This window comes from Thermococcus sp. 4557 (assembly GCF_000221185.1).
Classification (GTDB): domain Archaea; phylum Methanobacteriota_B; class Thermococci; order Thermococcales; family Thermococcaceae; genus Thermococcus.
This window is the reverse complement of record NC_015865.1, coordinates 439876-452678: the sequence shown is the minus strand read 5'-3', so window position 1 is coordinate 452678 and position 12803 is coordinate 439876. Positions and strand designations below refer to the sequence as shown.

Sequence of the window (12803 nt, the reverse complement as noted above, 5' to 3'; positions counted from 1 at the left end):
TTTATAACTTTACCTCAACGAAAAGATGTACATCGAAGTATTTAAAGAAGCGCTGATGTCTGAAGTGGTGCACGTAATGGTAAACCGAAAAAGGATAAATACCATGAGAACCAACATCAACCAGTCCTGCAGGGGGTGATCGCATGCCCGAGGAAAGGAGGGAACCTCCCGTCGATGAGGAGTCGATTGAGAAGCTGGGAAAGGCCGTTGACGAGCTCAAGGAACTGAAGGAGCAGGTGCCAGGGATATCCGCGGCCCAGATAGACGAGATTATAGCCGCCCTCGTGGAGGTGAAGCAGGCACTCCTCCCAAAGGTCGACATGGGAAAGGTCTTCGATGCAGTTCAGGGAACCGAGACGGAAATTCACCTGAAGTTCACCAAGCTGACCCTGGACGGCGAGATAACCCTGAAGATAGTGCCTCTCAGGAAGGAGTGAGGCATTCCCTTTTATCCCGTGCCGGTGGTGCCAGTGGACGCTGGGAGCCTGCTTGAGAGCGCCCTGAAGCTCCAGAACCTTATAGTCAGCGGTTCGCTCGAGGTTTCGGCAGAGGGGGTTCTCATTTGGATCACCAGAGACGACGTGGTGGTCGACATAATCGACGCCGGGAAGTTGCTCAAAGTGGCCTCCCCACTCATGAAGATGAAGAGGGGGGAAGGGGGCATCACCGGGAAGCTGGAGGTTCTGAAGCAGCTGAAGGGCCTTGAGGAGGTGGCGAACAGGCTGGACGAGGGAGGGAAAACGGTGTTCCTCATGTACCAGGGACAGGAAGTCATAGTGATGGGGTTCAAGGCCAATCCGGCAATCTTCGGCCTGAAAAACATTGAGGTGAGGGGCAAGCTGCAGATGGTGAGGCTGTCCCTGGCCTTCCTTAGGGCACTGCTCTAACTCAGCGCCCGTGGACGGCGAAGCCCTCGATGACCAGCACATCGAGTTCCGCGTTCCGGAACGTTCTCATGGCGTCTTCGGGCGAGCAGACTATTGGCTCGCCGTGCATGTTGAAGCTCGTGTTCAGCACTGCGCCCAGGCCTGTCTCCCGCTCGAAGGCTTTGATTACGCCGTAATAAGCCGGATTGGCTTCCTTTCTTACGGCCTGAGGTCTGGTTGTCCCATCCACGTGAACGACGGCGGGAGCGGCTTCTCTGAACTCCTCACTCGCCGTGTAGCTCATCGTCATAAACTCGTTTGGCCTTCCATTGAGGTCTTCGAGGTATTTCTCGGCCTTCTCCCAGAGCATTGACGGTGCGAAGGGCTGGAAGACATCGCGCTTCAGGGCAACGTTGAGCTTCTCCTTCACGCTCTCATCGCGCGGATCTGCTAAGATGGAGCGGTTTCCCAAAGCCCTCGGCCCGAACTCCATCGCCCCCTGGAAGAATCCGACCAGCCTACCCTCAGCGAGGGCGTCCGCGACGAGGCCCGGGACGTCGTCCACCTCCTCGTACTCAACCCTCTCCATCTTCAGGAACTCTTCAACTTCTTCCCTTCCGTAGGATGGACCAAGGTAAACGTGTTCCAGTCTGGGGGGCCTCCACTTTCCGTCGAGCCTCTCGAACTGGGCTTTCACAAAAACCGCGGCGCCGAAGGCCAGACCGCCGTCGTCCATCGTCGGAAAGACCCACAGGTTATCGTCCCCGAGGATGTGCCTCAGCACGGCGTTGGCCTTGACGTTCTGGGCGACTCCACCGGCGTAGGCAACGGGAAGTCCCCGCCCATTGAGCCCGAGACCGAGCTCCTCAATCAGCTTCTCCAGATGTGCCTGAGCGCTTGCCGCTATCTCTATGGCCTTCATCTGGAGCTTACCCTCAAGCTTTCCGCGCTTCATCTGGAGGGCGATATCCCTGGCGTGTCTGAGGGGGTAATCAAAGAGCTCTGCGAGCTTCCTCGTCGCTTCGACCCCGATTACTCCGAGATGGTTGTCGAAGCTCAGCCCGTTGAGTTCTATTATTGAGCTCAGGTCGTAGGTTGGTTTCCCATATGCCGCGAGGCTCATGACTTTACCCTCGTGGCGCATCGGTTTGAACCCTAAAAGCTCGGTAACGGAGGCGTAGAAGTCCCCCAGGGAGTCGATGTAGGTGCTCTGGGCTATCCTGACCATCTCCCCGTCTCTCGCAATGTAAATTGAGGAGCTCAGTCCGTCCCCCGCGGCGTCTATGCTCAGCGCTATCGCCTCACGCCAGCCCGCGGTGTAGTATGCGCCCGCGGAGTGGGCCAGGTGATGCTCGACGAAGAGGACTTTCCTCTTGAAGTCAGGTCCGAATATCTCCCTGAGGTTCTCCTCCAGCTCAAGCAGGCGTTTCTGCTTCCTGAATATGCCAGCAACGGCTATTGCCTCAACGTCCTCCGGCGATGCCCCCGCCATTTCGAGGACTTTCGCCACGCTCATCCCTGGGAAGCCGCGGTACTTCTTGATCCGGTTCAGCCTCTCCTCGTTTACCGCGAATATCCTTCCGCCGTCTATCAGCACCGCACCGGCGTCGTGACCGTCGTGGATTCCGAGTATCATGGTGGTTCGTTCGATGCTCGTTTTTTAAACGTTGGGGGAGGGAAGAATTTAAAAATGCCGCTCGATGAATACATTTGAAGGAGGTGGAACCATGAAGAGAGTTGCTGCACTCCTTGCAGTTTTGATGGTGGCTCTGGTTCCATTTGCCGGGGCCGCGGGCGCTACCACCTGGAGCTACAAGAACTTTATCAAGCAGTCCGTGGCTTGGTACTACCTCTACCAGGACAAGGAGAGGAGCTTCAACGAGCTTTACAACCTCAGCGTCCAGATGAACGTTAGCAACGAGACCCTCACCCTCGCTCTTGAGCTCTACAACAACGCCACCGCCCAGTACAACCAGGCGCTTACCTACGGCCTCCCCAGGGACACCAGGACCCTCAGCTGGGTTGTCTTCAGCGTCCACATAAGGAAGGCGTACATCTACGCCAGCCAGGCCGTTGACGTCCTCGAGCAGGCTCTCAAGGAGCTCGAATCCCAGAACGCATGATCCTTCTTTTTACTCCTTGATCTTTTATGATAAAATCAGAAGAAAAATCTGGGGCTGGAGGCTCAGTAGGTTCTCGCGAACCTCGCTATGAACTTGGCCTCCCTGCCGCAGACAGGACACTTCTTGCCCTCTGGGGCCTTGGCCTTCTCCTCTGGATAGGGCGTTCCAAGCATCTTAGCGTCGAGGGCTTCCTCCATCTCGAGACCGCAGCTCTCCTCGCCGCACCAGGGAATCTCGACGATTCCGCGTCTGTCCTCGAAGACGGCCTTGGCCTCCTCTATGGTCTCGACGCGCTTTATGTGGCTCTCGAGGAACTCCTCGGCGCGTTTGTGGAGGTTCTCATGGATCGCGTCCAGGGTCTTTCTGACCTCCTCAACGATTCCCTCGCGCTCCACCACGAGCTTCTCAAGGGTATCGCGCCTCGCAAGAACGGCCTTCCTGCCGGCAACGTCCCTTGGGCCAACCTCTATGCGGAGGGGAACTCCCTTGAGCTCCCAGTCGTAGAACTTCCTGCCAGGTCTTATGTCGCGCTCGTCAATGTAAACCCTTATTCCGGCCGTCCTCAGCTCCTCCGCTATCTTGCGGGCGTAGGCGAAGACGTCGGCCTCGGCGTCCTTCTTGGGGATCGGCACGACCACGACCTGTATCGGGGCCACCGTTGGGGGCAGAACCATTCCCCTGTCGTCGCCGTGTATGGCTATGACAGCCGCGAGAAGGCGCTCGCTCATTCCGAAGGTGGTCTGGTGGGCGTACTCGTGGTCCCCGCTCTCGGTCTCGTACTGGATGTTGTAGGCCTTCGCGAAGTTCTGGCGGTAGTTGTGCATGGTGCCTATCTGCAGCGTCCTGCCGTCGGGCATCATGACCTCCGCGCCGAGGGAGTAGTAGGCGCCGGGGAACTTGTCCCAGTCCGGCCTCTTGGAGATTATGTACGGTATCGCGAGGAACCTCGCGAGGTTGTCGAATATCTCAAGGTCCTCCTTTATCTGCCTCTCGGCGTCCTCGTAGCTGTCGTGGGCGGTGTGGGCCTCGAAGAACCTGCTTATCTCGCGGACGCGGATGAGGGGCCTCGTGTGCTTGGTCTCGTAGCGGTACGTGTTGACTATCTGGTAAACCTTGAAGGGCAGGTCGGCATGAGAGCGTATCCAGAGCGAGAACATCGAGTACATGGCCGTCTCGCTCGTGGGTCTGAGAATGAGCCTTATGTCGAGCGGGTCGTGGCCGGCGTGGGTGACCCAGAACACCTCACCCTCGAAGCCTGCTATGTGCTCGGCCTCCTTCTGGAACTCGGTTTCAGGGATGAGCGCCGGGAAGAGAACCTCATCATGGCCGGTTCTCTCCATCTCGGAATGGACGAAGCGCTCGATGTTTCTCATTATCTTGAGGCCGTAGGGCAGCCAGATGTTCATTCCCTTGACAGGATAACGCTTGTCCTGAATTCCAGCGGTCTCGATAAGCTCGTTGTACCACTCGCTGAAATTCTCGCTCCATTTCTTTCGCTCAACCTTACTCATCTGCACCACCTAAAGGGAGAACCGAAGAAAGTTTTTAAGCTTTCCCGGACGGGGCGGCACCTCCGCCGACTGTGCAAAAGCCTTATTAGGGTCGTTTCGATAAGCATCTTAAGGTGATACTATGAGGCCGAGGGTGGCCGTTCTCTTTAAAATGAAAAGTAAGCCTGTTGAGGAGCTCAGGAAATACGCGGACGTCGAATTCATCCTGTATCCAAGCGTAGATGAACTCAAAGAGAGGATAGGGGAGTTTGACGGCGTCATACTCTCCCCGCTGAACAGGTTTCCGCGCGAAGTCATTGAGAGGGCCGAGAGGCTGAAGGTCATCAGCTGTCATTCCGCCGGCTACGACCACGTTGACGTTAAGGCCGCGACGGAGAGGGGGATTTACGTCACCAAGGTTTCCGGTGTCCTGAGCGAGGCCGTTGCGGAGTTCGCCGTTGGGCTGACCATCGCACTCCTCAGGAAGATAGCCTACACCGACAGGTTCATCCGCGCCGGCAAGTGGGACTCCCACAGAACGATATGGGGCGGCTTCAAGGGTATAGAGACGGTCTATGGGAAGAAAGTTGGAATCCTCGGGATGGGCGCCATTGGAAAGGCCATAGCGAGGAGAATGAAGGCGATGGGCACTGAGATACTCTACTGGTCCCGCTCACGGAAGCATGATATTGAAAAAGAAGTCGGGGCCAGGTACCTGCCGCTCGAAGACGTCCTGAGGGAGAGCGATATAGTTATACTCGCACTCCCAGCAACGCCGGAAACCTACCACATAATTAACGAAGAGATGGTAAAGCTCCTCGAGGGGAAGTACCTGGTGAACATAGGGCGTGGGACACTGGTTGACGAGAAAGCTATTGTCAGGGCCATTGAAGAGGGCAAACTAAAGGGCTATGCGAGTGATGTCTTCGAGAAGGAGCCCGTCCAGGAGCACGAACTGTTCAAGCACGAGTGGGAGACCGTCTTAACGCCCCACTACGCGGGCCTCTCAAAGGAAGCGATGGAGGACATGGGCTTCCAGGCCGTTAAAAACCTCCTCACCGTTCTGCGCGGTGAGGTTCCTGAAACGCTCGTCAACAGGGGGGTGCTGAAGGTTCGCCCGCCCGGGGAGGTAAAAATGCTCTGAGGTGGTTGGAATGGATTGGAATGAATACCTGAAGGACAGACTGGCCCCATACGGCCCAGTGGTTGAGGATGAGAGGGGACTGCTCTTTGAGATGGTTGATGAGGAGAGTGGAACGGAGGACAGGCTGGCATTCGTCGTTCCTGACCCCGAGAGCCAGGGGATACTCATGGAGGCGTCTGTGGCCGCGATAGCGGACCTAACCGACCACGACCTTCCGGGCAGAAACGTCTTTGCCTTCGGTTTCGAGCCGGAGTTTGAGGGCACCGTGATAAAACTGGGTCTCTTCGAGGTCGAGCCCGGAACCGGGGCGACAATCGGAGCAGTTCCCATGAGAGTGCTGGAGATAGCGGAGAAGAACAGGATCCCCTTCCACAGGGCCGATGGTGAGGGGATAGGCCTTCCGTTGGGCGGCACGAAGGAAGACTTCGAGGCACTGGTAAAGCTCATAGAGGCGATTGCTTTCGAGTGGTAAACCTTTAAATACTCAGGGCTCAACGTGGGAATGGTGGGAAAAGTGGGAATAACGAAGATGGACTCCAAGGGCAGGGTCGTAATTCCAAAGGATGTTCGGAGAAAGCTAAACATCAAACCCGGTGAGGAGTTCCTCGTCACTGAGATAGACGGCGATACTATAGTTCTAAGGCGGTTCAACGTCAAGAAGATGCTCGAAAAGCTCGTCAAGAACTCAAGGGGAATCAACCTCGAAAAACTTGAAGCCGAAACCGAAGAAGAGGGGAACCGGGTTGCGAAGGAACTCTACGGGCTCTAAATTCCTGCTCGACACAAACGTCTTCATAGCGGCCGTTAAGCGGGGCTGGACTGACACGACTGAGCTTTTGCTCCATTTTCTCACCAACAAACGTTATGTTCTGGTAGCAAACGACGTCTTAATGGCCGAGTACAGGAAATACGCCGAAAAGCTCAACGCGTTGGACTTTTATAACTTCATCAGCAGACGGGTCGCGATTGTGAATCCCAGCAGGGAAGAGGTGCTTCGCATTCTCCCGTATTTTCCCGAAACCCAGCTCGCGGATGCAGTCCACGCGGCAACGTGCCTGAAAAGCAGGGCAATCCTCGTTACCAACGACAAGCACTTTGAGAAAGTCTCCAAAGCAGGCATTATTGACGTGTGGAGCATAAGCGAAGCTATAAGACGCATCTTGAGGGATGGCTAATGCTGAAATACCCCGGCTACTTTGCAGTCGGTGTCTTCATAGGAATCCTTGCGGCCATGTTCGGCCTCGGGGGTGGATTCCTGATAGTTCCGACGCTGAACTTCCTCGGCGTCGAGATACACCACGCGGTGGGCACATCGAGCGCGGCTGTCGTCTTTACCTCCCTCAGCTCGGCGATAGCGTACTCAAGGCAGAGGAGGATACACTACAAGGCCGGCCTTCTGCTGGCCTCAACGGCCGTAATCGGTGCCTACATCGGCGCGTGGATGACCTCTTTTATAAGTGCCGCCGGGCTGAAGGTCATCTTCGGTCTCGCCCTTGTGGTAGTCGCCGTCAGGATATACCGCAAGAAAACCGCAGAGCCGAGTGAGGTCAGGCTCGAGGAAGTGGAGGTCAACTATAAGCTGGTGCCGGTCGGTGGTTTTTTCGCCGGAATTGCCAGCGGCCTCCTCGGCGTGGGAGGGGGCATAATCAACGTGCCCTTCCTTACCTACCTCGGCCTGCCCATACACTACGCGGTGGCGACTTCAAGCTTTGCGATAGTTTTCACAGCAACGGCCGGAGCGCTCAAGCACTACGCCATGGGCAACGTGGAGACCCAGTGGCTCGTCCTCCTCGTGCCAGGCCTTATAATCGGAGCACAGCTCGGTGCGAGGATAGCCAAGAGAACGAGGGCGAACAGTCTGAAGAAGGCCTTCGCGGTCGTCATGGCCCTCTTGGCCCTGAGGATGATTCTGAAGGGTCTCGGCCTTCCGGTTCCGTGAGCCTTTCTCTTCTTTCCTTCACGTAGGCCGCCCCAAGGAGGAGCGTCACGGCTATCATCACCAGCCACGCAATAACCAGAGGCCGGTCGTAGGGATAGTAGAGCCTCCCCGTCGGGATGTATGGTAACGAGACTGGGAGTAGCATTACGGACAATGTGAACCCAATGAGGCTTCCGATTACGAAAAGCACCATGTTTCCGCTTCCGTAGCCCATCTCACCCCCGAGCGCAAGCTCGGCGCGATACCCGATTATGGCAGTTGAAAGGAGGACAACCCCCGCCAGAAGAAGATTCACGGAGCTCAGCTTCCCATTCCTCCACTCGTACAGGCCGTAGGCGAGCACCAGCAGCAGTCCTCCCGCCGCAGAGCCGAGCCAGACCGAGAGGTCCTTGTAAAAGCCGTAGGGTGCGTCCCAGTTGGCGAAGGTTATCGAGCCCGGTTGGGTTATCACAAATACGAGAAGCACCATCAGCCAGTACTTTTTCCACCCCATTTTCATCCGTATTCCTACGCCTTCAAAGTTCAAAAATTTTTTGGGCGAAGTTGTAATCCTCCGGCTAAATTATATAAACCCTCCCGGGGATACCGGGCCGATGCAAAATGATTGACCCGGCAATGGCAGTTTTAATCGGCGCCCTCATAGGCACGATAGCGGGCCTTTTTGGGGTCGGAGGCGGGTTCCTCATCGTTCCCTCGCTGGTGTTCCTCGGACTGCCCATCCATGTGGCTATCGGAACCAGCCTTGCGTGCATAACGATAAGCTCCCTCTCCTCCGCCTACGCCCACATCCGGGCCGGCAGGGTTCTCTACCGGGTGGCCTTTCTGAAGGAGGTCTTTTCAATCCCAGCCGCGATGATAGGCGCGTACCTCTCGGGAATGCTGAATTCAAACGTCCTGGAGGCGGTGTTCGGCCTTCTCCTAATCTACGTTGCCTACGTCTTCGTCAAAAGGAACGATGTACGAAACCGCGGGGAGATACTGAGGATAAACTACAGGAAGGTTCCGCTGATCGGTGCCCTCTCCGGACTGACCTCCGGACTGCTCGGAGTCAGCGGGGGCGTACTGAACGTCCCCCTCTTCCACACCCTCGCGGGCCTCCCCGTGATCTACGCCGTCGGAACGTCCAGCCTCGCCCTGTTCTTTACGGCCCTGGTGGGAACGGCCACCCACCTCACGCTGGGTCAGGTGGACCTTCAAACGGCGCTCCTGCTCTCCCCCGGCCTCATAATAGGGGCCGCCGCGGGGGCCAGGCTGGTTCCGAGGCTTCATCCAAGGCGGTTTAAGATACTGTTCTCCGTGCTCCTGATACTGGTCGCGGTGAGGCTCCTCATCAGGGCACTCAAAGGTTTTTAACGTTCGGCCCCAATCTTTCCCGGTGAGAAAGATGTCGGAACTTTTCGAGAAAATCAAGGCCGAGTACGGGATCGTGATAGAGGATGAAAACGACATGACGAACGCGTGGAAGCTCGTTGAGACCCTCAAGGATAGGGGATGGGTGGTGTACATCATCACTGCCAAGGGACGCGAGCAGGTCGATGCGTGGCACCCGAACTACGGAAGCCTGTACGCCCAGTTCGGCGAGATTCCGCATTTTACGGACGTGGTGGAGGGAATATGTGCCACAGCCCTCCATATAAGGGAGCTTGAGAAGAATGGAACGCTCTGAAACGTTCGTTCCGTCGGAGTCCTCAAATAGGTTGGGCGCCTAGCCTTTATCGGTGATGCCCATGAAGGGAATGAAGGGCTTTGCACTGGCCCTGGCAGTGCTGCTGTTTGGAAGTTTGATACCGCTTGGACTGGCCGATAGCAACGGAACAGCGACCAGCGGCACCACCTACACGGGAGCAATGGACAACGGCACCAGGGAGATGGTGATAGCGGGCAACCTCGTTGAGAAGCTCCAGCGCCTTAGCAAGTTCGCCGAAGATAAGATAGAACCCATAAAGGACAAGCTGCCCGAGAACTCGACGATATTAACCCACTACGAGCTCGCAGAGGACTACAAGGAAAAGGCAGTGAGTGAATACGAGGCCGGCGACTACTACAACTCGATACTGGACAGCCTCACTGCCATGCACCACTACAAGGTTGCCCTCTCAGCGCTTAAGGAGGCCAAAGAGAATGTCCAGGATGTGAGGGAACGCATTAAGATGGAAATCGAGCGCATGACGGAGTACTTCAGGTTCGTTGAGAAGACAATAAACATCGCCCAGAACCAGGGGATAGACGTGAGCAACCTCACCGCACTCTACAACGAGACCAGAGATGCCTACAAGGTTGTACTGGATGACCTTAAGGCCGGGGACTACGAAAAGGCGAAGGCAGACTATGACGCCGCCAAGGAGAAGAAAGCTCTCCTCGACGAGGAGCTGAGAAAGGTCCGCGAGGAGCTCGCCTATGCAAACGCCGACAAGATCGTCAAGGACTTCCTGATCAAGGGCGAGAAGGGAATGGAGATAGCTCAGAAGGCAATCGAAGTCGGGGAGCAGAACGGTTACAACGTGACGGAGCTCCAGGAGAGGCTCGATGCTTTCTCGGAGGTTTACGATCAGGTCAAGGCTCTCGCGGACGAGGGCAAGTGGGAGGACGCTCTGACTGTCATGAAGGACAACAGGGAAACCATAGCTGAGTTCCACAGAGCCGTTGAGTTCGTACTTAGGAAGGCTCGCGAGAGGGAGCTCGATGAAAAGCTGAAAGACGTCCGCGCTTTCCTCAGGGAGATGAACGACAGGATTCAGAAGGATAGGAAGGCGCTCCACGAGCTCAAGCGCGAGGGCATCGACACCCGCAGGGCGGAGGGCCAGCTGAAGGTAGCCGCGCAGGAGCTCAGGATAGGCGTGGGGTTGCTCAGGGCTCAAAAGCCAGCACAGGCAAGGGCGCACTTTGCGGTGGCGCTGGACATGGTTCACCGCGTTGACGAGTTCATACTCGCCCACTCTTGACCTTTCCTTTTTCATTACGGAGGGATGCTTAAATGAGACTCAGGCAAGTTGCAGTCTTCCTGATGGCAACGCTCATCCTTCTGCCTTGGGTTAGTGCGTATACCGTCTCGTCTCTGGTTTTGACGGTTTACGATGACGGCTACGTCAAGGTTGAATATGAACTCCTGCCCGCGGAGTACTCCTCTCAGATTGAACTTCCCCTCCTAGGAGACCATTACGAAAACGTCATCGTTGAGGACGAGGACGGAAATCCCCTGAACTTCCTGCTTGAGAACGGAAGTCTCCTCATCTATTCCGGGGATGCCGGGATAGTCAAGGTCTCCTACTACACCCCCGACCTGACCGCGAAGGAGGGCATGGTGTGGACGCTTCACGTTGCAACCAATGATTCCTTCACTGTTGTGCTACCCGAAAACGCCATAGTGGTTGACCTGAGCGACATACCGCTTGAGATAGCGGGGAACTCGATAACCATGCCCCCCGGAAACCAGAGCGTTTCCTACACGCTCAACGGCAGAGGTGCTGGAGGGGAGAGCGGGGCAGGCAGTTTGCTGTATCTCGCTCTCCTTGGGGGTCTTGTGGTGATAGGTGGATTCGCCTACGTACTTTGGAGGAGGAAAAAAGGTGGAAAATCAATGCTAACCCGCGAGGAGTTCCAGGCCAGACTTGAGAACCTCGACCTCAACGAGGAGGAGAAGCGCGCGCTGCTCTACATCTTCGACAAAGGCGGGAAGGCCAGCCAGGCCGAGGTCAGGGAGGCGATAGGTCTGCCGAAGACCACCGCATGGAGGATGTTCAAGCGCCTTGAGAGAAAGGGCCTCGTGAGGATACTGAAGGGGAAGAAGGAGAACTGGGTGGAGCTCAAGTTTTAAAACGGTCTTTTGTTGGGGATTTTTCTTTTGTACCAGCATATTTCAATCTTTGTTCCCGAGGGAAGCGATTCTTCTGAAATCCTCCAAGTCCCAAGCAAAGTAGCCCTTATCCCTAAGACTGTCTTTCCCCTCGATTCTCCTTGCCACTATCCCATAGTTCTCTTCCCATCCATTCAAACCAACAAGCCCGGCCTTCCTTTTCACGTCCTTCAGAATCCCCCCGGCTTCCCGTTCTCTGAGGTCCTTCCACTTGACCTCAACGAACAGCGCTTTCTTATTCCGTTCGTCGAGTGCAAGGAGGTCGATCTCCTCGTTTTTTCTCCACCAGCGGCCGATTTTGGTGGGATGGAGCGGAAGCCTCCCCCCTCTGTCGAGCTCGATGAGGAATTCCCTCGCCACGTCCTCAAAAACGTCTCCCAGATAATGGTTGTACTCCTCAAGGAACTCGTCCCAGAAGTTGAAGTTCTCAAACTCCACCTCATTCCGGTAACGCTCAACAAAGCGGAAGTAGAACGCCAGATAGTTGTCATCAATCTTGTACAGGGTGTTTTTCGTCTTCGGCTTCGCCGTTACGGGAATTTCTCGTCTAAGGAAGCCGAGCCTCTCAAGAACTTCGACGTATTTGAAGAGGTTCGAGCGTGGTATTCCGGTGTGGGTGCTTATCTCGTTGAATCTCCGCTTTCCTTCGGCGACCGCCTTGAGGATGAGCTTGTAAACCCTCGGCTCCCTCAGCTCGCTCGACATGAGGAAGTCCGCCTCAGCGTAGAGAAAGCCCCTCTTGTCAAACGCAACCTGTCTAACATCCTCAAACCTTTCAAAGAGCTCGAGGTAAGCCGGAATTCCGCCGGTTACCCCGTATATCCGAACGGCCTCTTCAACGTCGACCCCGAGGAGCTTCCATGAGTCGAAGAATCCTAACGGAGAGAGTTTTATCTGGCCGTCTCTTCTGCCGTAGAGGGGACTCTTCTGGCTCAGGACGTGCTCCTCCATCATGCCAACGGAGGAACCGACGAGGATTAGGTGGAGACGGGATGCCCTCACTATCTCATCCACTATGTACTGGAACTCGCTGAGAACCCTTTTGTCGGACTGGATGAGGTATGGGAACTCGTCTATAACGACCACTATCTTCCCCTTCTCCGATAGATACTTGAAAACGTCGGAAAAGCTTGAAAACGATGTCTCGCTTAGGAAAGTGGATGGAAACCTCCCAAGCACCGTTCTTGAAAACTCCCTCAGATTGTCTGAGTAGGTGCTGTTCCGGGCGAGGTAGTAAACGGAGGGCTTATCGGCTATAAACTCCTTGAGCAGTCTTGTTTTGCCGACCCTCCTCCTTCCGTAAACGGGGAGGAACGAATTTCCCTTCTTCCAGAGCCTCTTGAGGAACTCAAGTTCCCGCTCCCTGTCAATGAAAGTTATTGACATAG

General features: G+C 55.8%; 16 protein-coding genes. 12 read left to right on the top strand and 4 right to left on the bottom strand.

Annotated features, from left to right (window positions below):
* Nucleotides 1-143 precede the first annotated feature (143 nt).
* Together GQS_RS02205 and GQS_RS02200 are read left to right on the top strand one after the other, a co-directional pair.
* The gene (locus GQS_RS02205) at nt 144-437 is read left to right on the top strand and encodes a hypothetical protein (protein WP_014012037.1); all 294 of its coding nucleotides are present in this window, start codon (nt 144-146) and stop codon (nt 435-437) included.
* A 27-nt stretch (nt 438-464) separates the two neighbouring features.
* Nucleotides 465-887, top strand: a complete 423-nt coding sequence (locus GQS_RS02200; protein WP_148236355.1) for a hypothetical protein — start codon at nt 465-467, stop codon at nt 885-887.
* A gap of 1 nt (nt 888) precedes the next feature.
* Here GQS_RS02200 and GQS_RS02195 read toward each other — a convergent pair whose 3' ends face one another.
* On the bottom strand, nt 889-2502 hold the full coding sequence (locus GQS_RS02195; protein ID WP_014012035.1) for a carbamoyltransferase: 1614 nt from the start codon (nt 2500-2502) through the stop codon (nt 889-891).
* Nucleotides 2503-2593: 91 nt separating this feature from the next.
* Between GQS_RS02195 and GQS_RS02190 the strand changes: the two genes are divergently transcribed.
* Entirely contained in the window at nt 2594-2989 is a 396-nt protein-coding gene (locus GQS_RS02190) for a hypothetical protein (RefSeq protein WP_014012034.1), read from the top strand.
* 62 nt (nt 2990-3051) lie between these two features.
* Here the strand turns inward: GQS_RS02190 and proS are convergent, their stop codons facing one another.
* Nucleotides 3052-4500: a proline--tRNA ligase gene (proS, locus tag GQS_RS02185; protein WP_014012033.1), complete on the bottom strand. Its 1449-nt coding sequence runs from the start codon at nt 4498-4500 to the stop codon at nt 3052-3054.
* Nucleotides 4501-4621: 121 nt separating this feature from the next.
* Between proS and GQS_RS02180 the strand changes: the two genes are divergently transcribed.
* Genes GQS_RS02180 through GQS_RS02160 form a run of 5 tightly spaced genes read left to right on the top strand, consistent with a single transcriptional unit; the run spans nt 4622 to nt 7562 of the window.
* Complete coding sequence (locus GQS_RS02180; protein ID WP_014012032.1) at nt 4622-5623, top strand: 2-hydroxyacid dehydrogenase; 1002 nt, start codon at nt 4622-4624, stop codon at nt 5621-5623.
* A gap of 10 nt (nt 5624-5633) precedes the next feature.
* On the top strand, nt 5634-6095 hold the full coding sequence (locus GQS_RS02175; protein WP_014012031.1) for a hypothetical protein: 462 nt from the start codon (nt 5634-5636) through the stop codon (nt 6093-6095).
* 30 nt (nt 6096-6125) lie between these two features.
* Nucleotides 6126-6392, top strand: coding sequence for an AbrB/MazE/SpoVT family DNA-binding domain-containing protein (locus tag GQS_RS02170; RefSeq protein ID WP_238515800.1), 267 nt, complete (start codon nt 6126-6128; stop codon nt 6390-6392).
* The gene (locus tag GQS_RS02165) at nt 6334-6798 is read left to right on the top strand and encodes a type II toxin-antitoxin system VapC family toxin (protein WP_369782827.1); all 465 of its coding nucleotides are present in this window, start codon (nt 6334-6336) and stop codon (nt 6796-6798) included. The genes GQS_RS02170 and GQS_RS02165 overlap by 59 nt, the downstream gene beginning before the upstream one ends.
* Nucleotides 6798-7562 carry a sulfite exporter TauE/SafE family protein gene (locus GQS_RS02160; RefSeq protein ID WP_014012028.1) on the top strand — a complete coding sequence of 255 codons (765 nt, stop codon included), beginning with the start codon at nt 6798-6800 and terminating at the stop codon, nt 7560-7562. Before GQS_RS02165 ends, GQS_RS02160 begins: the two co-directional genes overlap by 1 nt.
* Here GQS_RS02160 and GQS_RS02155 read toward each other — a convergent pair.
* On the bottom strand, nt 7504-8055 hold the full coding sequence (locus GQS_RS02155; RefSeq protein ID WP_048056618.1) for a hypothetical protein: 552 nt from the start codon (nt 8053-8055) through the stop codon (nt 7504-7506). The two genes, GQS_RS02160 and GQS_RS02155, sit on opposite strands and share 59 nt — an antisense overlap.
* A 107-nt stretch (nt 8056-8162) precedes the next feature.
* Here GQS_RS02155 and GQS_RS02150 point away from each other — a divergent pair, with 107 nt between their 5' ends.
* From GQS_RS02150 to GQS_RS02135, 4 genes are read left to right on the top strand one after another with little or no spacing between them, the layout of a single operon-like run.
* On the top strand, nt 8163-8915 hold the full coding sequence (locus GQS_RS02150; RefSeq protein WP_014012026.1) for a sulfite exporter TauE/SafE family protein: 753 nt from the start codon (nt 8163-8165) through the stop codon (nt 8913-8915).
* A gap of 31 nt (nt 8916-8946) precedes the next feature.
* Nucleotides 8947-9228 (top strand): hypothetical protein, encoded by a 282-nt coding sequence (locus tag GQS_RS02145; RefSeq protein WP_014012025.1) that lies wholly within the window; start codon nt 8947-8949, stop codon nt 9226-9228.
* A gap of 55 nt (nt 9229-9283) precedes the next feature.
* The gene (locus tag GQS_RS02140) at nt 9284-10504 is read left to right on the top strand and encodes a hypothetical protein (RefSeq protein ID WP_238515798.1); all 1221 of its coding nucleotides are present in this window, start codon (nt 9284-9286) and stop codon (nt 10502-10504) included.
* A 32-nt stretch (nt 10505-10536) separates the two neighbouring features.
* Nucleotides 10537-11376 carry a helix-turn-helix domain-containing protein gene (locus tag GQS_RS02135; protein ID WP_014012023.1) on the top strand — a complete coding sequence of 280 codons (840 nt, stop codon included), beginning with the start codon at nt 10537-10539 and terminating at the stop codon, nt 11374-11376.
* A gap of 42 nt (nt 11377-11418) precedes the next feature.
* On the opposite strand, the gene GQS_RS02130 is transcribed toward GQS_RS02135, so the two are convergent.
* Nucleotides 11419-12801: an ATP-binding protein gene (locus GQS_RS02130; RefSeq protein ID WP_014012022.1), complete on the bottom strand. Its 1383-nt coding sequence runs from the start codon at nt 12799-12801 to the stop codon at nt 11419-11421.
* Nucleotides 12802-12803: the final 2 nt, after the last annotated feature.